Source organism: Halomonas sp. H10-9-1 (genome assembly GCF_040147005.1).
Taxonomy (GTDB): Bacteria; Pseudomonadota; Gammaproteobacteria; order Pseudomonadales; family Halomonadaceae; genus Halomonas.
The window spans coordinates 543,185-567,980 of the sequence record NZ_JAMSHO010000001.1 but is presented as its reverse complement, the minus strand read 5'-3'; the positions used below and the strand labels follow the sequence as shown (position 1 = coordinate 567,980).

The 24,796-nt window shown below is 67.6% G+C and carries 22 protein-coding genes and 2 tRNA genes; 5 read left to right on the top strand and 19 right to left on the bottom strand.

The features are described 5' to 3' along the window. Positions 1 to 74: 74 nt before the first annotated feature. Positions 75 to 2,528, top strand: a complete 2,454-nt coding sequence (gene plsB, locus NFH66_RS02610; RefSeq protein ID WP_502878627.1) for a glycerol-3-phosphate 1-O-acyltransferase PlsB — start codon at positions 75 to 77, stop codon at positions 2,526 to 2,528. Here plsB and NFH66_RS02605 read toward each other — a convergent pair whose 3' ends face one another. The 6 genes from NFH66_RS02605 to ampD form a co-directional block, all read right to left on the bottom strand. Next, positions 2,529 to 3,287 (bottom strand): class I SAM-dependent methyltransferase, encoded by a 759-nt coding sequence (locus NFH66_RS02605; protein WP_349611636.1) that lies wholly within the window; start codon positions 3,285 to 3,287, stop codon positions 2,529 to 2,531. After that, positions 3,284 to 3,988: a tRNA (adenosine(37)-N6)-threonylcarbamoyltransferase complex dimerization subunit type 1 TsaB gene (gene tsaB / locus NFH66_RS02600; RefSeq protein ID WP_349608141.1), complete on the bottom strand. Its 705-nt coding sequence runs from the start codon at positions 3,986 to 3,988 to the stop codon at positions 3,284 to 3,286. Before tsaB ends, NFH66_RS02605 begins: the two co-directional genes overlap by 4 nt. 131 nt (positions 3,989 to 4,119) lie before the next feature. Further along, positions 4,120 to 4,776 carry an adenylate kinase gene (gene adk / locus NFH66_RS02595; RefSeq protein ID WP_349608139.1) on the bottom strand — a complete coding sequence of 219 codons (657 nt, stop codon included), beginning with the start codon at positions 4,774 to 4,776 and terminating at the stop codon, positions 4,120 to 4,122. A 239-nt stretch (positions 4,777 to 5,015) separates the two neighbouring features. After that, entirely contained in the window at positions 5,016 to 6,980 is a 1,965-nt protein-coding gene (gene aceF, locus NFH66_RS02590) for a pyruvate dehydrogenase complex dihydrolipoyllysine-residue acetyltransferase (RefSeq protein WP_349608137.1), read from the bottom strand. A gap of 58 nt (positions 6,981 to 7,038) precedes the next feature. Beyond that, positions 7,039 to 9,717, bottom strand: a complete 2,679-nt coding sequence (gene aceE / locus NFH66_RS02585; protein ID WP_349608135.1) for a pyruvate dehydrogenase (acetyl-transferring), homodimeric type — start codon at positions 9,715 to 9,717, stop codon at positions 7,039 to 7,041. A gap of 348 nt (positions 9,718 to 10,065) precedes the next feature. Further along, positions 10,066 to 10,635: a 1,6-anhydro-N-acetylmuramyl-L-alanine amidase AmpD gene (ampD, locus tag NFH66_RS02580; RefSeq protein ID WP_349608133.1), complete on the bottom strand. Its 570-nt coding sequence runs from the start codon at positions 10,633 to 10,635 to the stop codon at positions 10,066 to 10,068. Between the two features lie 91 nt (positions 10,636 to 10,726). Between ampD and nadC the strand changes: the two genes are divergently transcribed. Then, complete coding sequence (gene nadC, locus NFH66_RS02575) at positions 10,727 to 11,587, top strand: carboxylating nicotinate-nucleotide diphosphorylase (protein ID WP_349611635.1); 861 nt, start codon at positions 10,727 to 10,729, stop codon at positions 11,585 to 11,587. 20 nt (positions 11,588 to 11,607) lie between these two features. On the opposite strand, the gene NFH66_RS02570 is transcribed toward nadC, so the two are convergent. Continuing rightward, positions 11,608 to 12,147, bottom strand: coding sequence for a GNAT family N-acetyltransferase (locus NFH66_RS02570; protein WP_349608130.1), 540 nt, complete (start codon positions 12,145 to 12,147; stop codon positions 11,608 to 11,610). Between the two features lie 101 nt (positions 12,148 to 12,248). Between NFH66_RS02570 and tsaA the strand changes: the two genes are divergently transcribed. Beyond that, positions 12,249 to 13,013, top strand: coding sequence for a tRNA (N6-threonylcarbamoyladenosine(37)-N6)-methyltransferase TrmO (tsaA, locus tag NFH66_RS02565; protein WP_349608128.1), 765 nt, complete (start codon positions 12,249 to 12,251; stop codon positions 13,011 to 13,013). A gap of 33 nt (positions 13,014 to 13,046) precedes the next feature. Here tsaA and purC read toward each other — a convergent pair whose 3' ends face one another. The 4 genes from purC to dapA are packed head-to-tail and all read right to left on the bottom strand — an operon-like array spanning position 13,047 to position 16,502. Then, positions 13,047 to 13,760 (bottom strand): phosphoribosylaminoimidazolesuccinocarboxamide synthase, encoded by a 714-nt coding sequence (gene purC, locus NFH66_RS02560; RefSeq protein WP_349608126.1) that lies wholly within the window; start codon positions 13,758 to 13,760, stop codon positions 13,047 to 13,049. A gap of 40 nt (positions 13,761 to 13,800) precedes the next feature. Then, positions 13,801 to 14,607 (bottom strand): MBL fold metallo-hydrolase, encoded by an 807-nt coding sequence (locus tag NFH66_RS02555; RefSeq protein ID WP_349608124.1) that lies wholly within the window; start codon positions 14,605 to 14,607, stop codon positions 13,801 to 13,803. After that, positions 14,607 to 15,572 (bottom strand): lipoprotein, NlpB, encoded by a 966-nt coding sequence (locus NFH66_RS02550; RefSeq protein ID WP_349608122.1) that lies wholly within the window; start codon positions 15,570 to 15,572, stop codon positions 14,607 to 14,609. Before NFH66_RS02550 ends, NFH66_RS02555 begins: the two co-directional genes overlap by 1 nt. Positions 15,573 to 15,617: 45 nt before the next feature. Continuing rightward, a complete protein-coding gene (dapA, locus tag NFH66_RS02545) occupies positions 15,618 to 16,502 on the bottom strand; it encodes a 4-hydroxy-tetrahydrodipicolinate synthase (RefSeq protein WP_349608120.1) in 885 nt (294 codons plus the stop codon). Positions 16,503 to 16,722: 220 nt separating this feature from the next. Between dapA and NFH66_RS02540 the strand changes: the two genes are divergently transcribed. Next, positions 16,723 to 17,211, top strand: a complete 489-nt coding sequence (locus tag NFH66_RS02540; RefSeq protein ID WP_349608118.1) for a peroxiredoxin — start codon at positions 16,723 to 16,725, stop codon at positions 17,209 to 17,211. 28 nt (positions 17,212 to 17,239) lie between these two features. Here the strand turns inward: NFH66_RS02540 and NFH66_RS02535 are convergent, their stop codons facing one another. Both NFH66_RS02535 and NFH66_RS02530 read right to left on the bottom strand, forming a co-directional pair. After that, entirely contained in the window at positions 17,240 to 18,340 is a 1,101-nt protein-coding gene (locus tag NFH66_RS02535; protein WP_349608116.1) for an AI-2E family transporter, read from the bottom strand. Beyond that, entirely contained in the window at positions 18,337 to 18,585 is a 249-nt protein-coding gene (locus NFH66_RS02530; RefSeq protein ID WP_349608114.1) for a sulfurtransferase TusA family protein, read from the bottom strand. Before NFH66_RS02530 ends, NFH66_RS02535 begins: the two co-directional genes overlap by 4 nt. Before the next feature lie 132 nt (positions 18,586 to 18,717). Between NFH66_RS02530 and NFH66_RS02525 the strand changes: the two genes are divergently transcribed. Further along, the gene (locus tag NFH66_RS02525) at positions 18,718 to 20,184 is read left to right on the top strand and encodes a M48 family metalloprotease (RefSeq protein ID WP_349608112.1); all 1,467 of its coding nucleotides are present in this window, start codon (positions 18,718 to 18,720) and stop codon (positions 20,182 to 20,184) included. Positions 20,185 to 20,358: 174 nt separating this feature from the next. On the opposite strand, the gene nadA is transcribed toward NFH66_RS02525, so the two are convergent. The 6 genes from nadA to NFH66_RS02495 form a co-directional block, all read right to left on the bottom strand. After that, positions 20,359 to 21,387, bottom strand: a complete 1,029-nt coding sequence (nadA, locus tag NFH66_RS02520; RefSeq protein WP_502878626.1) for a quinolinate synthase NadA — start codon at positions 21,385 to 21,387, stop codon at positions 20,359 to 20,361. A gap of 255 nt (positions 21,388 to 21,642) precedes the next feature. Then, positions 21,643 to 21,718, bottom strand: a tRNA-Lys gene (locus tag NFH66_RS02515). Positions 21,719 to 21,746: 28 nt separating this feature from the next. Beyond that, a tRNA-Lys gene (locus NFH66_RS02510) sits at positions 21,747 to 21,822 on the bottom strand. A 76-nt stretch (positions 21,823 to 21,898) separates the two neighbouring features. Next, on the bottom strand, positions 21,899 to 22,750 hold the full coding sequence (gene rluB / locus NFH66_RS02505) for a 23S rRNA pseudouridine(2605) synthase RluB (RefSeq protein WP_349608107.1): 852 nt from the start codon (positions 22,748 to 22,750) through the stop codon (positions 21,899 to 21,901). Continuing rightward, a complete protein-coding gene (gene scpB, locus NFH66_RS02500) occupies positions 22,747 to 23,628 on the bottom strand; it encodes an SMC-Scp complex subunit ScpB (RefSeq protein WP_349608105.1) in 882 nt (293 codons plus the stop codon). Before scpB ends, rluB begins: the two co-directional genes overlap by 4 nt. After that, positions 23,625 to 24,548, bottom strand: coding sequence for a segregation and condensation protein A (locus NFH66_RS02495; protein ID WP_502878625.1), 924 nt, complete (start codon positions 24,546 to 24,548; stop codon positions 23,625 to 23,627). The genes scpB and NFH66_RS02495 overlap by 4 nt, the downstream gene beginning before the upstream one ends. Between the last annotated feature and the right edge of the window lie 248 nt (positions 24,549 to 24,796).

Genomic DNA, 24,796 nt, shown 5'->3' with positions numbered 1-24,796 from the left:
GTCACCACTGACCCGGCGTCTCCCGACGACTATACTGGCCTTTCCTCTCCCTTTCCTGCACCCGGGGCAAACGGATGGCCTTGCTGCACACCCTTACCACTCCCCTGCGCGCGGTCATGACCCGCGTGATCGCCGCCTGGGTTCAGCCGCGCCTGATCGAACCCCCTCCCGGTGACCTGGGGATCGTCCCGGAGCTGCCGGTGGTCTATATCCTGCCTCGCACCGCCTGGAGCGATGCCCGGCTGCTCGGCGCGCTGACATCCCGCTACGCCCTGCCGGCCGCCGACCGGCCATGGCGCCTCGCCGGACGGAAATTCCCCGGCAGCCTGGCCCTGCCGCGGCCACGCGGGAGGCGTCGCGGCGCGCGCAACCCGCCGCCCTTCCAGGCGCTGATCGAGCGCCTCGAGGCCGACCCGGCGCTCGAGGTGCAGCTGGTACCGGTCAGCATCTTCTGGGGGCGCGCACCTGGCAAGCGCTTCGGCTTCTGGCGGATGGTCGCCGCGGACACCTGGCAGTTGACCGGCCGCCTGCGCCGCGCCCTCTCGGTGCTGGTCAACCGGCGCAATGTGGAGGTGCACTTCGGCGCCCCGCTGAGGCTACGCCAGCTGTGTGACGGCCGTGACCCGGCGCTCACCAACCGCAAGGCGGCACGCCTGCTGCGCGTGCACTTCCGTCGCACGCGCACCCGGGTGCTGGGCCCGGACCTCTCCCATCGCCGCACGCTGATCGAGGGGGTAGCGTCGAGCCCCGAGGTCGGCCGGGTGATCGACGCGCTGGCCGGCGAGGGCCGGCAGGCGCGGCCACGCCTGGAGCGGCGTGCACGCCGCTACGGCCACGAGATCGCCTCCAACATGACCTACCCGGTGCTGCGCTTCATGGATGGCCTGCTGCGGCGCTTGTGGAACCGGCTCTATGACGGCGTCGACGTGCGTGGCCTGGAGGCCATCAAGCCGCTGGCCGAGGACCACACCCTGGTCTACGTGCCCTGCCACCGCAGCCATGTCGACTACCTGCTGCTCTCCTATGTGCTCTATCAGGAGGGCCTGATGCCGCCGCATATCGCCGCCGGCCGCAACCTGGACATGCCGCTGATAGGCCCGCTGCTGCGCCGCGGCGGCGCCTTCTTCCTGCGCCGTAGCTTCCGCGACAACCGCCTCTACGCGGCGGTCTTCAACGAGTACCTGCATCGCCTCATCGCACGCGGACACCCGCTGGAGTACTTCATGGAGGGCGGCCGCTCACGCAGCGGCCGCATGCTGCCGGCGCGCCCCGGCATGCTGGTCATGACGCTGCGCTCCTTCCTGCGCAGCCACGCCGCCGGCCAGACGCAGCCGCTGGCCTTTGTACCGGTCTATATCGGCTACGAGCGGGTGATCGAGGGCTCCAGCTACCAGCGCGAACTGCGCGGCGGCAAGAAGCGCAAGGAGACTCCGCTGTCGCTGCTGCGGGTGCTGGGCAAGTTGCGCCAGCCCTTCGGCCGGGTCACCGTCAACGTCGGCGAGCCGCTGGCGGTGGCCGACTACCTGGACGAGACGCTGGGCCGGGGCTGGCGACGCTGTGCCGAGGAGCGCCCGGCGTGGCTGGGCGAGCTGGTGCCGCGACTGGGCGAGACGCTGTGCCGGCGCATCAATGCCGCCGCCGCCCTCAACCCGGTCAACCTGATCGCCCTGGTGTTGCTGGCCACCCCCCACCACGCCATCGAGGAGCGCCTGATGGAACGCCAACTGGCGCTCCTCGCAGCACTGCAGCGGCGCCTGCCAGGCAGCGAGCGGCCGAGCCTCCCGGAGGGAACTCCAGCCGAGTGGATCGCCCATGCCCTGGCGCTGGGCATGATCCAGCGCCGCGAGCAACCACTGGGCGATATCCTGCTCGCCGATGCCGACCAGTCCAGCCGGCTGGGTTGGTACCGCAACAACGTCCTGCACCTCTTGGCCCTGGCCGGGCTCACCGCCTTCGCCTTCCGCCACCAGCCGCGGCGGCAACTGGATGAACTGGAGGCCCTGCTGGCCCCCGGCTGGCCGATTCTCGCGCGGGAGCTGATGGTCGCCCCGCCGCCTGTCTTGCGCGAGGCACTGGCGGCGACGCTCGACACTCTGGTCGAGCTGGAGCTGGTGACACCGGACGGCGATGATGCCTGGCAACGCCCCGACGACCGCCTGGAGGCCGGCGAAAGCCTCGACCTGCTGGGGAGGGTAATGCAGCCGTCGCTGGAGCGTGGCTACCTGCTGCTTACGGTGTTGATCAACGCGGGACCGGGGCGCCTCACCGCCGAAGCGCTGGCCGGGCACAGTCGACTGCTCGCCGAACGCCTGGCACTGCTCTCGGGACTCGACTCCCCCGAGTTCTTCGACGCACGGCTCTTCGACCGGCTGGTGGAGAGCCTGGCGCTGGAGGGCTGGCTGTGGCGCGACCCCGAGGGCCTGCTGGTGTTCGATGACCGGCTGCGCGAGGCGGCCAGGCGCGCGCACCGCCTGTTCGACCCGGCATTGCGCCACCGGCTGCAGCTGATCACCCTGCGCGGTGACTGATCAGCCGGCCTTCAGGCTGCGATGCACATAGAGGTCATAACGGCTGGTCTTGCCCTCGATGACATGGCGCGGGGCGGGCCCCTCGATCGGCGGCGCCTTCCTCGGCCGCTTGACCACCACCCGGTGGGTGGCGACATCCAGCGCCGCCTCCAGCAGCCGCGGGGCGTCCGCATCGTCGCCGGCGAGGGTCCGGAACAGGCGCATCTCCTTCTTGACCAGTGCCGACTTCTCGCGGTGGGGAAACATCGGATCCAGATGGATCACCTGGGGAGAAAAGCCCGCCTCGGCCACCAAGGCATCGAGATCACGGCCGGCATCGCCCTGGACCAGATGCATGCGTGCGGCGATCTCGGCGGTGTCGGCATCGGCCAGCGCCCTGGCCAGGCCGTCCTCGAGCAGGGCGAAGATCGCCGCCACGCGCTCCACCAGCAGTACCGAAGCCCCCAGGCTCGCCAGCACGAAGGCGTCGCGGCCCAGGCCTGCGGTGGCGTCCACCACGCAAGGCGTCACCCCCGGGGAGAAGCCGCAGGCACGGGCGATGAGCTGCCCGCGACCACCACCGAAGCGACGACGATGGGCCGCCCTGCCGCTGGCGAACTCCACCACCAGAGGGTGGCCGTAGCGCCTGGCGTCACCGGCCAGCACCAGGCGCCCCTCCTGCCGCGCCAGGCAGAGCTCGGCCGCCTGGGCGAAGGGCAGCCCGAGCCGCTCGGCCAGCGCCGCCAGCGCCTCCCCCTGAACCGCCACCGGGACACTCATCTTGCCTTCTTCCACGCCACCTCGTTGCGCAGGTAGACCGGCTGGGCGAGGTGCGCCGGTAGCCCGCCGCCGCTCTCCAGCTCATGCATGGCGAGCAGCGCCATGTCGGCGGCGTCCGCCTCCACCTCGGGCAGACGCTGCCCCAGCGCCGCCTGTACCCCGGCCGGCATCCGCTCCCACAAGCCCCATCCCGAGCCCACCCCGACCCAATCGTGGTCAGCGTGGCCATTGGGCAGGCGTAGACGCTCCGGCGCCATGACCGCCTCATCGAGCAGCGGCTCCGGCAGGCCATCGCGGCACTGCCAGGCAGCCACGTAGATCTCGCCCATGCGCGCATCGAGGGCGGTGACCAGCCGGCGGAAATGGTGGCGACGATGGGCTCCCAGGGCCAGGGCCGCCAGGGTGGAGACCCCGATCAGCGGCCGGTCGAGGCCGTAGGCGAGCCCCTGGGCGGCACCCGCGGCGATGCGCAGCCCGGTGAAGGAGCCCGGGCCGCGGCCATAGGCCACGGCATCGAGCTCGGCGGGGGCCACCCCGGCCTCGGCGAGTACCTCGTCGACCATGGGCAGCAGCCGCCGGGTATGCTCGCGGGGAGTCAGGGCGAAGCGGGAGAGCAGTTCATCATCGGCGCCGGGGCGCCGCCGCAGCAGGGCGGCGGAGCAGGCGCTCGAGGAGGCATCCAGGGCCAGCAGGATCGACATGGGGTCACCCTCTCGGGAAAACGGGCCGCCATTATACGCGGCCGGGCCCATAACGACGATGGCCCGCATAAGCGGGCCATCCGAGTGGAAGCGCTGTCGTAACTTCGAGGGGCGCCGGGGACAGGGCTCGATCAGCCCTCCAGGGCCTTGAGCACCTGGGCCTTGATATCGTCGACGCTGCCGATGCCCTCGACGCGGTGGTAGGCAGGCGCGCTCTCGGCATCCTGCTCGGCCCAGGCCTGGTAGTAGTCGACCAGCGGTGCGGTCTGCTCGTGATAGACCGCCAGGCGGTTGCGCACGGTGGACTCACGATCGTCGTCGCGCTGGATCAGCGCCTCGCCGGTGACGTCGTCCTTGCCCGCCTCCTGCGGCGGATTATGGTCGACGTGATAGACACGCCCGGAGCCCGGATGCACGCGACGCCCGGCCAGTCGGCTGACGATCTCCTCATCATCCACGGCGATCTCCAGCACATGGTCGAGCTTCACCCGGGCCTCCTTCATGGCGTCGGCCTGGGGAATGGTGCGCGGGAAGCCGTCGAACAGGAAGCCGTTGGCGCAGTCGGGCTGGGCGATACGCTCCTTGACCAGGGCGATGATGATATCGTCGGACACCAGGCCGCCGCTGTTCATGATCTCCTTGACCTTGACGCCCAGCTCACTCCCCTCCTTGACGGCGGTACGCAGCATGTCACCGGTGGAAATCTGCGGAATGTTGAAGCGCTCGCAGATGAACTGGGCCTGGGTGCCCTTGCCGGCACCGGGGGCGCCCAACAGGATCAAACGCATGTTAGAGTCCTCGTGGTCAAGTGGTTGTCAGCTATGAAGAATTTTCTTGGGGGAACGATAACCGCGGCCCACGACCAGCACAAGCACCCGCCCCTCCCGGCGCCCCTCCTCTGCATAAAAGCACTTTGCATTTCAATGGCCTCCAGCCGAATAGCACTTTGGTCTTGCCAACCGTAACGGGCCCGAAAATGACGACGGCGCCCGCAGGCGCCGTCGTGTAGCGGACTCGAGTCCGCGCCCTACAGCAGCAGCCGACGAATATCGGTCAGCAGTTGACCCAGCAACGCAGTGAAGCGTGCCGCATCGGCGCCGTTGACGGCCCGGTGGTCATAGGAGAGGCACAGCGGCATCATCAGCCGCGGCTGGAAGGCGGCGCCATCCCACACCGGCTTCATCGACGCCTTGGAAACGCCGAGGATGGCCACCTCCGGGGCGTTGACGATCGGCGTGAAGGCGGTGCCGCCGATGGAGCCCAGGCTGGAGATGGTGAAGCAGCCACCGGTCATCTCCTCGCGCTTCAGCTTCTTCGACTGCGCCTTCTTGGCCAGCTCCACCGACTCCTTGGCCAGGTCAATCAGCGACTTCCGGTCGGCATTGCGGATCACCGGCACCATCAGGCCGTCCGGGGTGTCCACGGCGATGCCGATATGCACGTACTTCTTGTGCACCACCGTCTCGCCATCGCTCTTCAGGCTGACATTGAACTGCGGGTACTGGCGCAGCGCGAAGGCACACGCCTTGATCAGGAAGGGCAGCGGTGTGAGCTTGGCGCCCTGAGCCTCCGCCTCGGCCTTCATGGACTTGCGGAAGGCCTCCAGCTCGGTGATGTCCGCCTCGTCGAACTGGGTGACGTGGGGCAGGTTGACCCAGCTGCGATGGAGGTTAGTGGCACCCATCTTCATCAGGCGCCCCATGGGCTTCTCTTCCACCTCGCCGAACTGGCTGAAGTCCTGGTCCGGAATCGGCGGAATGCCCGAGCCAACCGCCGCGGGAGCTGCGGCAGCTGTCCCGGCCTTGCCCTGGCTGGCCATCACCTGCTTGACGTAGGCGTGGACATCCTCCTTCAGGACACGCTCCTTCGGGCCGCTGGGCGTGACCAATCCCAGGTCGACGCCCAGCTCGCGGGCCAGCATGCGCACCGCGGGGCCGGCGTGGACCAGCTTGCCCTCGCGAGGCTTGTGGGCCGCCATCTGTGCCTCCGGGCTCGGCGTGCCCGCCGGGGTCGGCGCAGGCGCGGCGGCCTTGGGCGCAGCAGGGGCCTTGGCGGCGGGGGCGGCGGCGCCTGCGGTCTCGATGATAGCGATCAGATCACCCTCGGAGACGCTGTCGCCCTCCTTGACCTTCAGCTCGACCAGGCGACCCGCATGGGGGCTCGGCACGTCCATGGAGGCCTTGTCGGACTCCAGGGTGATCAGCGGCGCCTCCTCCTCGAGCTCGTCGCCCACGGCCACGGCCACCTCGATGATCGGGACGTCGCTGGCACCGCCCAGGTCCGGGACGCGAACCTCCTGGCGCCGAGGCTCGCCGCCGGCCTGCGGGGCGGGCTCCGGCTCGGCGGCCGGTGCCGGCATGCTCGCCGCGGGCGCCTCGGCCTTTGCCACCTCGCCACCCTCGTCGATGACCTCCATGGTGCCGATGACATCGCCCTCGGAGACGGTATCGCCCTCCTTGACGGTCAGGGAGAGCAGCTTGCCGGCATAGGGGCTGGGCACGTCCATGCTGGCCTTGTCGGACTCCAGGGTAATCAGCGGCGCCTCGAGCTCGATCTCGTCGCCCTCGGCCACTCCCACTTCGATCACCTCGACGTCGCTGTCGCCCCCCAGGTCGGGCACGGTGATCTCCACGCTGCGCTTGCCACCGCCGGTCTTCGCCGCTGGCTTCTCGGCGCTGGGCTCCGGTGCCGTCTCGGGTGCCGGCGCGGCCTGCGCCTCGGCGTGGCCGGAAGCCGGCTCGGCGGCGTCACCGCCTTCGATTTCCAGCTCGACGATAGCGTCACCCTCGGAGACGGTATCGCCCTCCTTCACCAGCACCCTGGCCACCTTGCCGCCCTTGGGCGAAGGCACGTCCATGCTGGCCTTGTCGGACTCGAGGGTGATCAGGGTGTCCTCGGCCTCGATGACGTCGCCTACCGACACCGCGATCTCGATGATCTCCACATCGGTATCGCCGCCGATGTCCGGTACTTTGATGATTTCGCTACTCAAGGTCGCGCTCCTTCCAAATCGTGCCTGGAAGGGGCAGGCATCCGCCCGCCCCACCGGATCAGTCGGTCAGCGGATTCGGCTTGGCCGGATCGATGTCGTACTTCTTCAGCGCCTCGCCGATCACCTTGCGGTCGAGTTCGCCGCGCTCGGCCAGCGCCTTGAGTGCGGCCACCACCACGAAGTGACGGTCGACCTCGAAGAACTCACGCAGCTTCTCGCGGGTATCGGAGCGGCCGAAGCCGTCGGTTCCCAGCACGTGGTAGTCGGTGGGCACCCAGGCACGCACCTGGTCGGCGAACAGGCGCATGTAGTCGGTCGAGGCGATGGCCGGCCCCTGACGCCCTTCCAGGCAACGGGTGACGTGCGGCTTGCCCGGCTCGGCCTCCGGATTGAGGAACGCCTCGCGGTCCAGGGCCAGTGCCTCGCGACGCAGCTCGTTGAAGCTGGTCACGCTCCAGATGTCGGCGCCCACGCCCCACTCATCACGCAGCAGTTCGGCGGCGGCCTCGACCTCGCGCAGGATGGTGCCGGAGCCCATCAACTGCACGCGGGCCTTGTCGCCCTGAGTCTCGCGCAGCAGGTACATGCCCTTGATGATCTCCTCGGCAGGCACCTCCTCGAGCTCGGGCTGCTCGTAGTTCTCGTTCATGACCGTCAGGTAGTAGAAGCAGGGCTCCTTGTCGACGAACATCCGCTTCAGGCCACTCTGCACGATCACCGCCACTTCGTGGGCGTAGGTCGGGTCGTAGCTACGGCAGTTGGGAATCATCGACGCCTGCAGGTGGCTGTGACCATCCTGGTGCTGCAGGCCCTCGCCGTTGAGCGTGGTGCGCCCGGCGGTACCGCCCACCAGGAAGCCACGCGCCTGCAGGTCACCAGCGGCCCAGGCCAGGTCGCCGATGCGCTGGAAGCCGAACATCGAGTAGTAGATATAGAACGGCAGCAGCGGCAGGCCATGGTTGGCGTAGGAGGTGGCCGCGGCGATCCACGAGGACATGGCGCCCGCCTCGTTGATGCCCTCCTCGAGGACCTGACCGGCCTTGTCCTCGCGATAGAACATCAGCTGGCCCTTGTCCATGGGCTCATACTTCTGGCCACCGGGGCTGTAGATGCCCAGCTGGCGGAACATGCCCTCCATGCCGAAGGTGCGGGCCTCGTCGGGCACAATCGGCACCACCTGCTTGCCGAACGACTTGTCCTTCACCAGCCCATTGAGAATCCGCACGAAGGTCATGGTGGTAGACACCTCGCGCCCCTTCGAGCCACCCAGCTGGCTGGCGAAGACCTTGTCGTCCAGGCCAGGGATATCCAGCGGCTCGAAGTCGTGCTGGCGTGCCGGCAGGTAGCCACCGAGGCGTTCACGCTGGAGGTGCATGTAGCGCATCTCCGGGGTGTCGTCGGCCGGCTTGTAGTAGGGGATCTCATGCTCGATCGCTTCGTCGGAAACCGGGATGCCGAAGCGGTCGCGGAAGCGCTTGAGCACCTCCGGGTCGTCGATGGACTTGACCTGGTGGGCCTCGTTATCGGCCTCGCCACCGTCGGCACCCAGGCCATAGCCCTTGACGGTGTGCGCCAGCACCACGGTGGGTCGGCCGTTGGCGTGATTCACCGCCTGGTGATAGGCCGCATAGACCTTGAACGGGTCGTGACCGCCGCGGTTGAGCTTCCAGATATCCTCGTCGGACAAGTCCTTGACCATCTCGGCGGTCTCGGGGTACTTGCCGAAGAAGTTCTCCCGGGTATAGGCGCCGCCGTTGGCCTTGTAGTTCTGATACTCGCCATCGACGGTCTCGTCCATGACCTTCTGCAGGATGCCCTTCTTGTCCTTCTCGAAGAGCGGATCCCACAGGCGGCCCCAGACCACCTTGAGCACGTTCCAGCCGGCGCCACGAAAGACCCCCTCGAGCTCGTCCATGATGCGCGAGTTGCCGCGTACCGGGCCATCGAGGCGCTGCAGGTTGCAGTTGACCACGAAGATCAGGTTGTCGAGCTGTTCGCGGCTGGCCAGGTGGATGGCCCCCAGGGACTCCGGCTCGTCACACTCGCCGTCGCCCATGAAGCACCAGATCTTGCGATCCTGCATCGGCTTCAGGCCGCGCTGGTCGAGGTACTTCATCACGTGGGCCTGGTAGATGGCCATGATCGGGCCAAGGCCCATGGACACGGTGGGCAGCTGCCAGAAATCGGGCATCAACCAGGGGTGCGGGTAGGACGACAGACCATTGCCATCGACCTCCTGGCGATAGTTGTCCATCTGCTCCTCGGTCAGCCGCCCCTCGAGGAAGGCGCGGGCATAGATGCCCGGGGAGCTGTGCCCCTGGATGAACACCAGGTCACCCATGAAATCGCCGTTGGCGGCCCGGAAGAAGTGGTTGAAGCCCACTTCATAGAGTGTCGCACTGGACATGTAGCTGGCCAGGTGGCCGCCGATGCCCTTGTGCTTGCGGTTGGCCCGGGTGACCATCGCCGCCATGTTCCAGCGGATCATCGAGCGGATCTTGCGCTCCATGAAGAGATCGCCCGGCATCGGTGCCTCACGATGCACCGGAATGGTGTTGCGGTGCGGCGTGGTCGCCGAGAAGGGGGGCTGCGTCCCGTCGCGCCGCAGGCGGTCGGCCAGGCGCGTGAGCAGGTGCCGGGCACGCTCCTCGCCCTCATGATCCAGGACCGATTCGAGGGATTCCAGCCACTCCGCGGTCTCGACCGGATCGAGATCCTCTCTTGCCTCCAGACTCATAGACGTCTCTCCGAATGACGATGGATGTTGCGTGCCCGCTGCGCGCGGAAAACAGGGTGCCCTCTCCTCAGAGAGACAACGCACCCCGGTTACTGTGTAATTTTATTACGTCACGACCCAAAAAAACCGTCGTTTCTGTGCAAAAGATACCGTATACCTCGCCTCCTGCCAAAGCAAGTTTACATGGAATGGATTTCCACATAATCCTCACCGCACCGCAACACAACGGGTTAGCGGCACCTCAGGTGGGAAACTCGACGAAGGTCAAGGAGATGTAGCTAAACTACCGTTTGACTACTCTCCCCCCTTGCTGCTGATGCGGCTCAGGGGGAGGGCTCCCAAGGAGGCTCATTCGACGCACTCGCGGCCGGCAAGCCGCTGGCGATAGTAGGCCCAGTCGAAGGCGGGCCCCGGATCGCTCTTGCGCAGTGGCGCTACCCGTGCGTGGCCGGTGACTCGCAACGGGTCCAGCGCCGGATAAGCGGCGAAGAGGTCGAGGGTCACCCCGGCCAGGCATTCATACTGTGCGCTGGAGTAGGCCGAGACCTCGTTGCCCTCCAGCTCGATGCCGATGGCGAAGTCATTGAGGGCATGGCGCCAGCGATCGCCGTCGCGCCAGCACGAGCGCCCGGCGTGCCAGGCGCGGCGCTGGAACGGCACGAACTGCACGCACTCGCCATCGCGGCGAATCAGCAGGTGGGCCGAGACACGCAGCTCCCGGATGGAAGCGAAGAAGGGATGAGCGTCGGGATCCAGGCGATTGGTGAACAGTCTCTCGATATGCTCTCCGCCGAACTCCCCGGGTGGCAAGCTGATGGAGTGCAGCACCAGCAGCGACACCTCGCCTTGCGGCCGCTCATCGCAGTTGGGGGATGGCACCCGCCGCGCCGAAGCCAACCAACCCTGTTCGATTGCCATGCGTCTCCCCTGACGTGACCGGTGTGGATTCCCTATAATGGACGCCCTCGATCACCCCGGCCACCCCACGTCAACCTCGCGAGTGACCCGCATGGACTACCAGGACAGCCAGCCCTACCACACCAAGCTCGTCGAAGAGATCCGCGATGCCGCCGCTCGCCTACTGGCCGAGGACATCGGCCCCGGCGACATCACCGCGCGGCTGATCCCCACCGAGCAGCTCGCCCGGGCACGAGTCATCACCCGAGAGGCCTGCGTACTGTGCGGCGTGGCCTGGGTCGACGAGCTATTCCGGCGCCTCGATGCCTCGGTGGTGCTGCATTGGCAGGCCGCCGACGGTGACGCCCTGGACGCCGGCCAGTGCTTTCTCGAACTGGAGGGGTCGGCGCGCAGCCTGCTCACCGGCGAACGCGCGGCACTCAACCTGCTGCAGACCCTCTCCGCCACCGCCACCCGAACCCGCCACTACGTCGAGCTGCTCGGCGACACCGGCGTGCGCCTGCTGGATACCCGCAAGACCCTGCCCGGCCTGCGCCTGGCCCAGAAGTACGCGGTGGCCTGCGGCGGGGGCCACAATCACCGCATCGGGCTATGGGATGCCTTCCTGATCAAGGAGAACCATATCGCGGCCTGCGGCGGCATCCAGGCGGCGGTCCATGAGGCACGGCGCATCGCCAGCGACCTGCCGGTAGAGGTGGAAGTGGAGACCTTCGACGAGCTGGAGCAGGCACTGGCGGCCGGTGCCGACGTGATCATGCTCGACAACTTCAGCCTCGACGAGATGCGCGAGGCGGTACTCCGCACCGCCGGCCGGGCGACGCTGGAGGCCTCCGGCAATGTCGACGCGAGCACCCTGCGCGCCATCGCCGAGACCGGCGTCGACTGCATCTCCAGCGGCGCCCTGACCAAGGACCTCAAGGCGGTCGACCTCTCCATGCGCCTGCTGGACTGAGCGCCAGCGGGGAGGTGCCTTCAGGTTTCCAGCGCCACCAGCGACCGCTCCAGGCGGTGGCGCGACAGCCGCTCCCCACCGCGCTCAACCCACTCCTCGCCCAGGTCACGCCAGCCGCGGCGCACGAGGCCCTCGGCCAGCATCAGGCTCGCCTCGATGCTGGCACGGCCCAGCCCCCGCTCGATCAGCAAGCGCTCGGCATGGACCAGCAGCGTCGCCCCGATGCCGCGCCGCGCCAGGGACGGCCAGACATAGAGCGTCACGATACGCCCACTGTGGGGTTCCAGCTCGAGGAAGCCCACGCAGCGACCATCACAATCCGCCACCAGGGTGGTGTAGAGGGCCTGGCGCGCCGCCCAGGCGCTGGCATCTCGTGGCAGTGCCGAGGCCCAGGCCTCACGCTGCTCCCGAGTGTAGTGCGCCGCGGCGCCCTGCATCACGGCATGGTGGAAGACCTCGGCCTGATCACCGGCGTCTCGCGCCAGGGCCTCGCGATAGCGAATCCGCGGACCACGGCGACGCGGGGGCGCATCGCCCGACGCTGCTACAGTCTCGTTCATGAAAATCTCGCGACGCTGGATGTTGCCGAAAGACTACACAACGCCAGCCGGCAGGCCAACTGTGGTCGCCGCCCCGCCGGGGGCCAGGCATAATGCTGGCCATGAACGATCCTGCCCCCCTCCCCGACGTCACCCTGTCGCCGCTCGGCGTCATTGAGAGCGACTTCCCCGACAAGTTTGGCGTGCCTCGTCAGCCCGGCCTGGCGCCGTCGGCCCGCGCCACGCTCCGGCTACTGCCTCCCTACGACGACCCGCTGGCAGTGCGCGGGCTGGAGGCGTTCAGCCATCTGTGGCTCACCTTCCTCTTCCACCTCAGCCCTGAACGAGCCGGGCCCGAGGGCTGGTCACCGCTGGTGCGGCCGCCACGCCTGGGAGGCAACCGCCAGATCGGGGTCTTCGCCAGCCGCAGCACTCACCGCCCCAACCGTCTGGGGCTGTCGCTGGTCGAACTGCTCGGGATCGACACCCGCCGCGGTGTCAGGCTGCAACTCGCCGGCGCCGACCTGGTGAGCGGCACCCCGGTGCTCGATATCAAGCCCTACCTGCCCTGGGCCGAGGCCAGGCCCGAGGCCCGCGCGGGCTTCGCCCCCGAGGCCCCAGACAGGCTGGCGGTGCACTTCACCCGCGCGGCCGAGACGGCGCTGGCCAGGCGGGAGGACGGCGCCTCGCTGCGCGCCTTGATCGAGGAAGTGCTGAGCCAGGACCCCCGGCCGGCCTATCGAAACGGCGGCGAGGCACGCCGCTACGGCGTGCGCCTGCGCGACCTGGACGTGCGCTTTCAGGCCGTGGCGACCGCCGACGGCACTACCACCCTGGAGGTGGTGGATATCGTCCCGGCAGAAATAGCGAAGGGCCCTATGGGATAGGGCCCTTCGTGAGACGGGTTCGGCACGGCGGCGTCAGTCGAAGTCGACACCGATGCGGCGGCCGACTTCCTCGTAGGCCTCGATCACGCCACCGAGGCCCTGGCGGAAGCGATCCTTGTCCATCTTGTTGCGCGTCTCGGCGTCCCACAGCCGGCAACCGTCCGGCGAGAACTCGTCGCCCAGCACGATCTGCCCCTTGAACAGGCCGAACTCGAGCTTGTAGTCCACCAGCAGCAGACCGCCATCGGCGAACAGCTGCTTGAGTACCACATTGACCCGGAAGGTCAGCGCCTTCATCTCGGCCAACTGCGCAGGCGTCGCCCAGCCGAAGGTCTCGGCCAGCGACTCGTTGATCATGGGGTCATGCAGCGCGTCGTTCTTGAGGAACAGCTCGAAGGTGGGAGGCGTGAGCTCCTGCCCCTCGGTGACGCCCAGGCGCTTGACCAGGCCGCCGGCGGCGAGGTTGCGCACCACGCACTCCACCGGGATCATCTCCAGCGCCTTGACCAGGCTCTCGGTGTCGGAGAGGCGCTTCTCGAAGTGGGTCGGCACCCCCGCCTCGGCGAGCTTCTCCATGATGAAGGCATTGAAGCGGTTGTTGACCATCCCCTTGCGGGCCAGCGACTCCATGCGCTCGCCATCGAAGGCGCTGGTATCGTCGCGGAATTGCAGTATCACGCGATCGGGGTCATCGGTGGCAAAGACCGACTTGGCCTTGCCGGCGTAGAGTTCTTGACGCTTTTCCATGGAAGCCTCCGGAGGCTTGGTCAGGTGGAAGGTTGCAGGCTCAGGCGATGGCCTGCCATGCCAGGCCGTCGTCCTGGCAGGCCACCAACAGCCGCGAGTCGTCACCATCGAGCAGCGGCACCAGGGCCTCCAGCGCCAGCTCGGGGCGGTTGTTGTGTTCCGACAGGTGTGAACAGGCGATGCGCTGCAGCCGGTCGAGGCCGAGCCTGGCCAGCAGCGCCGCTGCCTGGGCATTGGCCAGATGCCCCCAGTCGCCACCTACCCGGCGCTTGAGTCGCGGTGGATAGGGGCCCTCGGCGAGCATACTCACGTCATGATTGCACTCCAGCACCAAGGCATCACAGCCGGCGAAGGCCTGAACGACATGCTCGGTGGGGTGCCCGAGATCGGTGAGCAGCCCCAGTTGGCGACCGCCGCCGCCCTGGATACGGAACTGCACCGGCTCGCGAGCATCATGGGGCACGGTTACCGGGTCGATGCAGAGGCCCTTCACGGCAAACCGCGCCTGGGGAGTGATCCAGTGGCGCTCGGGCAGCTCCCCAAGGCGCCCGGAGGCCCAGGTACCCGGGGTCAGCCACACCGGCACCCCGTAGCGCCGCGCCAGGGGCCCCACCCCGCGGATATGGTCACCGTGCTCGTGGGTCACCAGCAGGGCGTCGAGCTGACGCGGGTGCATGCCCAGCCGGGCCAGCCGGCGTTCGGCCTCGCGCAACGTGAAGCCGCAATCCACCAGCAGGTGGGTCTCACCGTCGCTGACCAGGGTGGCGTTGCCCTTGCTGCCGCTGCCCAGGGAGGCGAAACGCAGCCGCCCGGCGAGCGAGGCGGCGCTCTTGCGGGCGACCATCATCAGCGCAGCAGGCCCGTCACCCGCTCGAGCAGCTCACGTCGGTCCTCGGCGCTGAAGTCACGTTCGCTGGCGTTCTCGGCGCGCAGCAAGGTGCGCTGGGCTCCTTCGCTCTCCAGCACCAGGCGCAGCTGCTGATGCATCTTGCGCACGTCGGGGCTGAAGACGATCTGCAGCGGGTTGCGGTTGCGCTCGGTCACCGTCATGTAACTGATCAAAAACGCGAAGTCGGCAGCATCGCTATCGAGCAGTTGGCGTCGCTCCTCGATGGTGAAGTCCCGGCGCAGCTGATACTCCAGCTCGGCCCAGGTGCGCTCGATGTCCAGCGGCACCTCGACCACCCACTCCCCACCCACCTGCGTCAGCCGCAGACGCTCATTGCCGGCCAGCCGCTGGGCCTGCAATGAGGCGCTGCCGGACGCCGCGGCGCTGCGGGCGCCGAGATACTGCTCCAGGGCCTCCAGGCAGGCACCCACCGGGCGACCGGACTGGTCACAACGCACTTCGCTGTCACCGGCGCGCAGCCCCTGGCGGACACTCAGACGCCCCTGCTGGGTCTCGAGCACTCCGCGGGAGCTGTCGCTCTCGACCACGCCCAGGCCACGGCTGCGGGCAAAGCCCTCCAACTGTGGCCAGACACTCTCCGGAGCGGCCGCCACTACCAGCCAGGCATCGCCACCCACGCGGCGCGGCTCGACGAAGTCGCGCTCGATACGCCCGGCGCCCAGGGGCTGCGGTGCTGGCGCCTCGAAGCCATCGCCGCCGGCGTGAAAGCCGCCGGCGACGTCGGGCACCGGCATGACGTCGCGGTAGCGCTGGGAATCGCGCCCCTCGGGCAACACCAGGGGCACCGCCTGGCGGGCATCGGCGTAGTCGATATTGCGATCGTGGTAATAGCCGTCGTCACGGGCACAGCCGGCCAGGGCGACAAGCGCCGCCAGCGGCAGCCATTTCAGCGCTGAGTTCATGGGTCTACCTTGCATCCAATTCTCCAGGGTCCGGCACGGCGCCGATCAGTCGTCGATCAGCCCGGCCAGTTGCAGGGCTTCGCTGATGGTGGAGTGGTACTTCTCCGAGAGCCAGGTAAGCGGCAGGCGTATGCCCGGCTCGATCAGCCCCATGCGATGCAGCGCCCACTTGACGGGAATCGGGTTGGATTCGATGCCTAGGTTGGTATGCAGCGGCATCAGCCGGGTGTTGAGCTGGTGGGCACGCTCGACGTCGCCGTTCACCGCGGCCGCACACAGGTCGTGCATGGCCTGGGGCGCGACATTGGCGGTCACCGAGATATCGCCATGGCCGCCCATCAGCATGAAGTCGCAGGCGGTGCCGTCGTCACCCGAGTAGAGCATGAAGCCGCTACCCTTGAGGCGACCGATCAGGTCCTCGGCGCGCTCCAGGTTGCCGGTGGCATCCTTGAGACCGACGATGTTGTCCACCTCGGCGAGGCGCAGCACCGTCTCGTTGTAGAGGTCGGAGCAGGTACGACCGGGCACGTTATAGAGGATCACCGGCAGTTCGCTGCCCTCGGCCACCGCCTTGAAGTGGCGATAGAGCCCCTCCTGGGTCGGCTTGTTGTAGTAGGGGCAGACCGACAGGCAGTAGTCCGCCCCTACCTCGCTGGCGTAGCGCGCCAGCTCCACCGCCTCGGAGGTGGCGTTGGCGCCGGTGCCGGCGATCACCGGGATGCGGCCGTTGACCTCTTCCACCACGGCACGAATCACATCGAAGTGCTCGGCGAAGGACATGGTGGTGGGCTCGCCGGTGGTGCCGGCGGCAACGATACCATCGGTACCATGGTCGAGATGGAAGTTCACCAGGCGACGCAGCGCCTCCCAATCGATATCGCCATTGACCTTCATCGGCGTCGCCAAGGCGACGATGCTTCCCGTGACCATCCTCTCTATCCTCTCGGTTCTACTGCTGCCGGTTCGATTGCCGCACGGCGCCCCGGCCGCACCGGAGCGAAAACAGGGCGACACAGCGCCCCAGGAAACAAATGGTACTCAGGCGGCCTGAGCCTGTACAGCGGCGGCACCACTTTCCGCGGACCACTTTGACAGGTGGGCGACGGTTGCGTGTAATCGACGCCTCGCCACTCTCACCCAGGAGACTCCCATGAGTGTCAGCATCGGCCAGACGGTTCCCGACTTCACCGCCCACGCCACCGGTGACGCGAGCGTCACCCTCTCCGAACTCGAGGGCCGCCAGGTGGTGGTCTACTTCTACCCCAAGGCCAGCACCCCCGGCTGTACCACCGAGGGCGGCGACTTCCGTGACCGCAAGGCGGACTTCGACGCCGCCAACACCGTGATTCTCGGCGTCTCCCGGGATGGCATCCGTGCCCAGGAGAACTTCAAGGCCAAGCAGGCGTTCAACTTCGACCTCATCTCCGACAAGGACGAGAGCGTGTGCCGGCTGTTCGACGTCATCAAGCTCAAGAAGCTGTATGGCAAGGAGCACCTGGGCATCGAGCGCAGCACCTTCCTGATCGACAGCGAGGGCAGGCTGGCCCGGGAGTGGCGCGGCGTAAAGGTCAAGGGCCACGCCCAGGAGGTCCTGGAGGCCGCCCAGGCCCTCGACGGCGGCAGCCTCGCCACCGACTGATACCCGACCGGGCCGCCAGCGGCGGCCCTCACTTCTCCGCCACTACCTCGCCACTCTCATCCTGCCGGCGGCGCTTGATCCCCCTCGGCCAGGCATAGACCAGCGCCTTGAGCAGGGTCGCCAGGGGAATCGCGAAGAAGATCCCCCAGAAGCCCCAGATCCCGCCGAAGAACAGCACCGCCACGATGATCGATACCGGGTGCAGGTTGACCGCCTCGGAGAACAGGACCGGTACCAGCACGTTGCCGTCCAGCGCCTGGATGACCCCGTAGGCGACCAGCACATAGAGGAACTCGTCGGTCATGCCGAAGTGGAAGCCGGCCACCGCGGCCACCGGCAGGGTGGCCACTGCCGCCCCGATATAGGGCACCAGCACCGAGAACCCCACCATCACCGAGAGCAGGGCGGTATAGGGCAGCCCGAAGAAGGCGAAGGTGACGAAGGCCACGGTGCCCACGATCATGATCTCGATGAACTTGCCGCGCACATAGTTGGCGATCTGGCTGTCCATCTCGTGCCAGATGCGGGTCATCAGGGTCCGCTTGCGGGGCAGCAGCGAAAGGATGAAGTCCACCAGCCGCTCGCGATCCTTGAGCAGGAAGAACACCAGGATCGGCACCAGCACCAGGTAGATGATCAACCCCAGGACATTGCCCAGCGAAGCCAGGGACAGCGTCAGGGCGCGCTGCCCCAGCTGGGTCAGCTCGCGCCCGGCGGTGGCGATCCAGTTCTGGATCTGGTCCGGGGTAATCAGCTGCGGGTAGCGCGCCTGCAGGCCGTCGAGCAACTGCTGGCCACTGGCGAACATCCGCGGTGCCTCCTGCACCAGGGTCACCAACTGGTTCCAGATCAACGGCATCAGGATGAAGGCCAGCGCCAGCAGCAAGCCCATGAAGCCCAGGAACACCAGGATCACCGCCAGCAGGTGCGGCACGTGTCGCCGCTCCAACCAGTTCACCGCCCCCTGCAGCAGGAAGGCGATCACCAACGCGGTGAGGAAGGGGGCCAGCATGCGCCCCAGGAAGATCACCACGGCGAAGCCCAGCACCAGCACCACCAGCAGGATCACGGCCTCCTCGTCGGAGAGGTAGTGGTCGACCCAACCCTTTAGCACCGCCCGCAGCGTCATGTGGCGCGCTCCCCGCCCTTGCGGATCCAGTAGAGGTAGACCCTGCCACGCTCCTCCCGGGCCGGCATCTCGTGGACGCTCTGCTCGATATAGCTGGCGAAGTCCCGCCAGGAGCCGGCATCGGTGGCCCTGACCTCGAGAAGCTGACCGACCTCGAGCCTGGAGAGCGCCTGCTTGGCCTTGAGCAGGGGGAGCGGGCACGGCAGTCCACAGACATCGAGCACTTGGTCGGGTTGCAGAGACATGGAGACTCCCGGAAGAATGCAGAATGACGCCGCCGACGTGCCGGCAGCGGGAACTCTAGGGATTTAAAGGCACTTTGCGGGGCGAATCAATGTCAGAGAGTGGGCCCGCCTCGCCCGAAGGAGAGCTTGTCCATGTTGTCGCGTCATCTCCCCCGCGTTTTCGCCCTGATGATGGGCCTGTCCCTGGCCCTGCCTGCAGCCGGTCAGTGGACCGAGCCCGCCTGGGAGAGCGACGCCGGCCTGCCCAGCCTGTCATCCCCCGGCAGCCGTGCCGCCGATGGCGAGGAGTACCGCCTGGGCCGCGCCTGGCTGCGCCAGTTCCGTGCCCGCGCCCCGGAGTGGCAGGACCCCTTCGCCCAGGCCTATGTCGAATCGCTGGTGGCGCGGCTGGCCCCGCACAGCGGCCTCGGCGGCAACGAGTTGGTCGTGACCCTGGTCGACAGCCACCGCCTCAATGCCTTCGCGGTACCGGGCGGCGTGATCGGCGTCAACGCTGGGCTGTTTGCCTTCGCCCAAAAGGAGGCGGAGCTGGTCTCGGTGCTGGCCCACGAGCTCGGCCACCTCGCCCAGCGCCACTACACCCGCGGCCGGGCCCGTGCCGAACAGACCCAGGTCCCCACCATGGCTGCCATGCTGGCCGGCATGCTGATCGCCGCCGCCGGCGGAGGCGATGCCGGCATCGGCGTCGCCATGGGCTCCCAGGCCGCCTTCATCCAGGACCAGCTGGCCTACTCGCGGCGCTACGAGCAGGAGGCCGACCGCGTGGGCCTGCAGGTCATGGCCGAGGCCGGCTACGACCCCGAAGCCATGGCCTCGATGTTCCGGGCAATGCAGCGGCTGGCCAGCCTGCAAGGAGGCACACCCCCGGAGTTCCTGCTCACCCACCCACTCACCGAGTCGCGCATCAGCGATACCGCCTCGCGCGCCGCCCGGTTCGCGGCGCAGGGTGACCGTGAGGACCTGCAGTATCACCTGGTGCGCGCCCGGGCACTATTGGCGATCCACCCGCGAGACCCCGACCAGGCCATCACGCGACTGGCCCAGAGCGAAGCGCCCCAGGAGGCCAGGCACTATCTCGACGCACTGGCACTCGCCGAACGTGGCGATACCACGGCAGCGCTGCGGCGGCTCGACACCCTGGCCCGTGAGTTGCCCGACCTCACCCTGATCCCGGCCTCGGCGGCCGAGGTGGCCTTCAAGGGCGGGCGCACCGATGACGCCATCGAGCGCAGCCGGCGCCTATTGCGCCTGGTGCCAGGGCATGTGCCGACCACCCTCATCCTCGCCGAGGCGCAGCTCCAGCGCGATGCCGACGACGCGTGGCGACTGCTGCGTGAGCTGGCCGAGCGGCGCCCCGAGGATCATCGCGTGTTTGCGCTGCTGGGCGAGGCCGCAGGGCGCAGCGACCGCGAGGCCCTGGGTCACCTGGCCCGCGCCGAACACCAGCAACTCACCGGGCGCATCACCGATGCCATCCGCCAGCTGGGCGTGGCCCGCCGGGTGGCCGAACGTGAGGGCAACAGCGCCGCCACCGCGCGCATCGAACAGCGCTACGAGGCGTTTCTCGGCTACCGGGAGACGCTGGAGGAGTTTCAGTAGCTGCAAGCTGCAAGCTGCAAGCTGCAAGCTGCAAGCTGCAAGCTGCAAGCTGCAAGCTGCAAGCTGCAAGCTGCAAGCTGCAAGTCCGCAGCATGAAAACGCCCGCGGCAAAAGAAAACCCCGGAGGCCTTGGCCTTCGGGGCTTCCTGTCACTCGGCGCCTGTAGCTCGGCGCTTACTTCTGGAAGTTGAGCATCCGCTCCAGGGGCTTGAGCGCCGCCTGGCGCAACTCGGCATCGACATGGATCTCGCCGTGGCCGTGGCGCAGGGCATCGGCCAGGTTGTCCAGGGCATTCATCGCCATCCACGGACAGTGGGCGCAGCTCCTGCAGGTGGCACCATTGCCGGCGGTGGGCGCCTCGAACAGCGTCTTCTCCGGCACCGCCTGCTGCATCTTGAAGAAGATGCCACGGTCGGTGGCCACGATCAGCTTGTCGTTGGGCAGCTCCCTGGCGGCCTGGATCAGTTGGGAGGTGGAGCCCGCCACGTCGGCCAGCCCCACCACCGCCGCCGGAGACTCCGGATGCACCAGCACCGCGGCCTCGGGATAGAGCGCCTTGAGATCCTCGATTCCCTGGGCCTTGAACTCCTCGTGAACGATGCAGGCACCGTCCCAGAGCAGCATGTCGGCGCCGGTCTGTTTCTGGATGTAGCCGCCCAGGTGCTTGTCCGGGGCCCACAGGACCTTCTCGCCACGCGCCTGGAGGTGCTCGATCACATCCACAGCGATCGAGGAGGTCACCACCCAGTCGGCACGCGCCTTCACCGCCGCCGAGGTGTTGGCGTAGACCACCACCGTGCGGTCGGGGTGCTGGTCGCAGAAGGCGGCAAACTCGTCCGCCGGACAGCCCAGGTCCAGCGAGCAGGTCGCCTCCAGGGTCGGCATCAGCACCCGCTTCTCCGGCGAGAGGATCTTGGCGGTCTCGCCCATGAAACGCACCCCGGCCACCACCAGGGTATCGGCCGGATGGCGGGCGCCGAAGCGGGCCATCTCCAGAGAATCGGCTACGCAGCCGCCGGTCTCCTCGGCGAGCTGCTGGATGGCATCGTCGGTGTAGTAATGGGCCACCAGGACGGCATTGTGGGCCTCGAGGAGCCGCTTGATCTCCTCGACGCGCGCCTCGTCCTCGGCGGGAATACGGGTGGGGCAGTAAGTGCGGGTCAGGTGCTCGCGCACCTGGGCACGGGAAGTCATGGTCGCCATCGTGTCTACCACTGTGACTGGCAGGGGCTCCCCCTGCGTATTACGGGAGCACCACCACCACGCACTCCGCGTGGTGTGATGCGCCAACGAGCCTGGCCGCGTCTCTCGCCTGCCGGCTCTTACCGCCATTCTAGCCCACAACGCCCGGCAATTGGCCACTCCCGGTCAAGAAATCGCCACCTCGGCGCAATCGCCCGGCCCGCAAGGCGACCACAGCAAGACGCCCCGATCTCAAGGAGACCGGGGCGTCCGAATTGGTGGGTCGTGTAGGATTCGAACCTACGACCAATTGGTTAAAAGCCAACTGCTCTACCAACTGAGCTAACGACCCGAGCTTGCAAGCAAGCCAGAGTCCGGAGTGGTGGGTCGTGTAGGATTCGAACCTACGACCAATTGGTTAAAAGCCAACTGCTCTACCAACTGAGCTAACGACCCTTCCGAACGGGGGCAGATAATACTGGCGTCCCCACGGTCTGGCAAGGATTTTTTTGTCTTCTGCCGCCTCAGGCGATTAACGCCGGGGCTTGGGCTTGCGCATCGCCTGCACTGGCTTGCGCTTGTGCTTGTCGCGGCTCCAGCGATTCTTCTCGTCAGGCGTCAGCTCGGGCACCTTGCGCGCCGGCAGCTCCGCCAGCTCGGCCAGGTCGTCGACCTCCTCCTGGGAGAGCTCCACCCACTCGCCGGCCTTGGCCCGCTTGTCCAGGAAGATGTTGCCGTAGCGTACCCGTTTGAGGCGACTGACGGTGAGCCCCTGGGACTCCCAGAGCCGGCGCACCTCGCGATTACGCCCCTCCATGATCACCACGTGGAACCAGGTATTGATGCCCTCGCCGCCGAACTCCTGGACGTCGGTGAAGCGCGCTGGCCCGTCCTCGAGCATCACGCCCTCGACCATGGCCACCACCTGCTCACGGGTCACCTCACCCATCACCCGCACCGCATATTCCCGCTCCACCTGGGTGGAGGGGTGCATCAGGCGGTTGGCCAGCTCCCCATCGGTGGTGAACAGCAGCAAGCCGCTGGTATTGATGTCGAGGCGTCCGATGGCGATCCAGCGCTCACCCTTGAGGCGCGGCAGGCGGTCGAATACGGTGCGGCGCCCTTCGGGGTCCTTGCGGGTGCACAATTCGCCCTCGGGCTTGTTGTACATGATCACCCGCCGCGGCACTTCCTCGGCGGCGCGCAGGGTCACCGGGCGGTTATCGAAGAGCACCCTGTCGCGGGTCTCGACACGATCGCCCAGGGTCGCCACCTGGCCGTTGACCTGGACCCTCCCGGCAGCGATGGCGGTCTCCATCTCGCGGCGCGAGCCGAGCCCGGCGCGGGCCAAGACCTTCTGCAGTTTTTCGCTGGTATTACTCATGAATCGTCGTTCTCACTGGGTGTGGATTCCGCACCCGGGGCAGCGTCATCGTCGACGCGGCCCCGGGCACGTTCGGACAGACGAGCCTCGAGATCGGCGAAGCTCAGCCCTGTCCGCTCGGACGCCGTCCCGGCGTGGTCTGCGTCGGCCCTCCCGGCCGTCGTATGGGGAGCACCGGGCTCGGCCGGCGCTTCCTCGAGTAGTGTAGCGTTAGCGGACGCCTCGTCGGCCCCCTCCTTCTCGTCATCCTCCGCCGAGGCCGCATCCGCCTGGGCGAGGATCTCGGCCTGGCCCGGCGGCGGGCCCTCCTCCTCAAGCGCCTTGACCGCCTCCGGCTCCTCGAACTCCTTCAACTCATGCATGGGGGGCAGTTCGTCGAGGGTCTTGAGGCCGAAGTCATCGAGGAAACCGCGTGTAGTGGCGTAGACCGCCGGTCGCCCCGGCACGTCGCGATGCCCCACCACGCGGATCCAGCCGCGCTCCAGCAAGGTACGCATGATCGAGCCGCTCACCGTGACCCCACGCACCTCCTCGATGTCCCCGCGGGTGACCGGCTGGCGGTAGGCGATCAGCGCCAGGGTCTCGAGCAGTGCCCGGGAGTAACGCGGGGGCCGCTCGTCCCACAACCGCGACACCCAGGGCGAAAGTCGCGGCCGGATGCGCAACTGATAGCCCGAGGCGGTCTCGATCAGCTCCAGCGCCCCTCGCTCGTGGCGCACCCCCAGGCGCTCCAGCGCCTCACGCAGGGCCCGCCGCGGCGGCCGCTCGTGATCGTCAAACAGCGCCGCCATGCGCTCCAGGTCCAGTGGCTCGCCGGCGGCCAGCAACGCCGCTTCGAGGATCTCGTCCAGAGCATCGGGAAACTCCATGGCGGTCATGGTGCCCTCTCTCCATCATCATCCTCGAAGGCGCCCTCTCCCTCGCCCTCCAGGTCATCCAGGTCATCCAGGTCACCACCCTCCGCCGTGGCCGCCCGGGCACGCACATGCAGCGGCGACAGGGGCGCGTTCTGCACGATCTCGATCATCGCCTCCTTGGCCAGCTCGAGGATCGCCATGAAGGTGACCACCACCCCGGCGCGCCCCTCCTCCATGGAGAACAGGGCCTCGAAGGGCACGAAGCGCCCATCCTCGAGCCGTGCCATGATCGCCAGCATGCGCTCGCGGGTCGAGAGCGTCTCGCGACTGACCTGGTGGGTCTGGTTGAGCTCGGCGCGGCGCAGGATACCCGCCAGCGCGCCCAGCAACTGGTCCAGCTCCACATCGGGGTGGATCACCCGGCTCTCCAGCGCTGGCAACGCCGCCCGGGCCGGGAACCAGTCGCGCCCCAGGCGGGGCAGCTCGGCTAGCGACTCGGCGGCGCTCTTCAACCGCTCATACTCCTGCAGGCGACGAATAAGCTCGGCGCGTGGGTCCTCCTCCTCATCGCCCCCCTCCTTCGGCGGGCGCGGCAGCAGGGTGCGCGACTTGATCTCGGCCAGCATCGCCGCCATCAACAGATACTCCCCGGCCAGTTCGATCTCCATGGCCTTCATCAGCTCCACATACTCGATGTACTGGCGAGTGATGGCGGCCACGTCGATGGCCAGGATATCCAGATTCTGGCGACGAATCAGGTAGAGCAGCAGGTCGAGCGGTCCCTCGAAGGCTTCGAGGAACACGCGCAACGCTTCCGGTGGAATATAGAGATCCTCCGGGAGCTCGGTAATCGGCTCATCGAACAACCTGCCCAGCACCCCGGCATGGCCGGCGCCGGCAGCGGTCTGTTCGAGGCTGGCGGTATCGGGGGTAGCGCTCACGCGGCGTGCCTCTCCCGGGACGCAGAATCAACGGCGAAGTCTAGCAAGAGCGTGCCCGTGGAGACAGCGCGATCGAGCCGCCGGAGCCCCCTCCGGCGACGGCCACCCTGAAAAATAAATCACGAAATCCTTTGACCCGAACCGCCAGGAATGAGACCTTAGCGCCAGTAGGTTGGCAAGCAGCATGGTTTCAGCAGCATTCGAATTCTTTCGACCGCCTGTATGATCATTCTTGTTTTACCCGCTAT

Excerpts from the sequence above, each read along its gene's own strand:
- adk (WP_349608139.1), bottom strand. The coding sequence starts at position 4,776 with ATGCGTTTGATCCTGTTGGGCGCCCCCGGTGCCGGCAAGGGCACCCAG.
- aceE (WP_349608135.1), bottom strand. The coding sequence starts at position 9,717 with ATGAGTCTGGAGGCAAGAGAGGATCTCGATCCGGTCGAGACCGCGGAG.
- nadA (WP_502878626.1), bottom strand. The coding sequence starts at position 21,387 with ATGGCGACCATGACTTCCCGTGCCCAGGTGCGCGAGCACCTGACCCGC.
- scpB (WP_349608105.1), bottom strand. The coding sequence starts at position 23,628 with ATGACCGCCATGGAGTTTCCCGATGCTCTGGACGAGATCCTCGAAGCG.
- NFH66_RS02605 (WP_349611636.1), bottom strand. The coding sequence starts at position 3,287 with ATGAGTGTCCCGGTGGCGGTTCAGGGGGAGGCGCTGGCGGCGCTGGCC.
- tsaA (WP_349608128.1), top strand. The coding sequence starts at position 12,249 with ATGAACGATCCTGCCCCCCTCCCCGACGTCACCCTGTCGCCGCTCGGC.
- dapA (WP_349608120.1), bottom strand. The coding sequence starts at position 16,502 with ATGGTCACGGGAAGCATCGTCGCCTTGGCGACGCCGATGAAGGTCAAT.
- plsB (WP_502878627.1), top strand. The coding sequence starts at position 75 with ATGGCCTTGCTGCACACCCTTACCACTCCCCTGCGCGCGGTCATGACC.
- NFH66_RS02530 (WP_349608114.1), bottom strand. The coding sequence starts at position 18,585 with ATGTCTCTGCAACCCGACCAAGTGCTCGATGTCTGTGGACTGCCGTGC.
- NFH66_RS02535 (WP_349608116.1), bottom strand. The coding sequence starts at position 18,340 with ATGACGCTGCGGGCGGTGCTAAAGGGTTGGGTCGACCACTACCTCTCC.
- purC (WP_349608126.1), bottom strand. The coding sequence starts at position 13,760 with ATGGAAAAGCGTCAAGAACTCTACGCCGGCAAGGCCAAGTCGGTCTTT.
- NFH66_RS02540 (WP_349608118.1), top strand. The coding sequence starts at position 16,723 with ATGAGTGTCAGCATCGGCCAGACGGTTCCCGACTTCACCGCCCACGCC.
- NFH66_RS02550 (WP_349608122.1), bottom strand. The coding sequence starts at position 15,572 with ATGAACTCAGCGCTGAAATGGCTGCCGCTGGCGGCGCTTGTCGCCCTG.
- NFH66_RS02525 (WP_349608112.1), top strand. The coding sequence starts at position 18,718 with ATGTTGTCGCGTCATCTCCCCCGCGTTTTCGCCCTGATGATGGGCCTG.
- nadC (WP_349611635.1), top strand. The coding sequence starts at position 10,727 with ATGGACTACCAGGACAGCCAGCCCTACCACACCAAGCTCGTCGAAGAG.
- NFH66_RS02555 (WP_349608124.1), bottom strand. The coding sequence starts at position 14,607 with ATGATGGTCGCCCGCAAGAGCGCCGCCTCGCTCGCCGGGCGGCTGCGT.
- rluB (WP_349608107.1), bottom strand. The coding sequence starts at position 22,750 with ATGAGTAATACCAGCGAAAAACTGCAGAAGGTCTTGGCCCGCGCCGGG.
- tsaB (WP_349608141.1), bottom strand. The coding sequence starts at position 3,988 with ATGTCGATCCTGCTGGCCCTGGATGCCTCCTCGAGCGCCTGCTCCGCC.
- ampD (WP_349608133.1), bottom strand. The coding sequence starts at position 10,635 with ATGGCAATCGAACAGGGTTGGTTGGCTTCGGCGCGGCGGGTGCCATCC.
- NFH66_RS02570 (WP_349608130.1), bottom strand. The coding sequence starts at position 12,147 with ATGAACGAGACTGTAGCAGCGTCGGGCGATGCGCCCCCGCGTCGCCGT.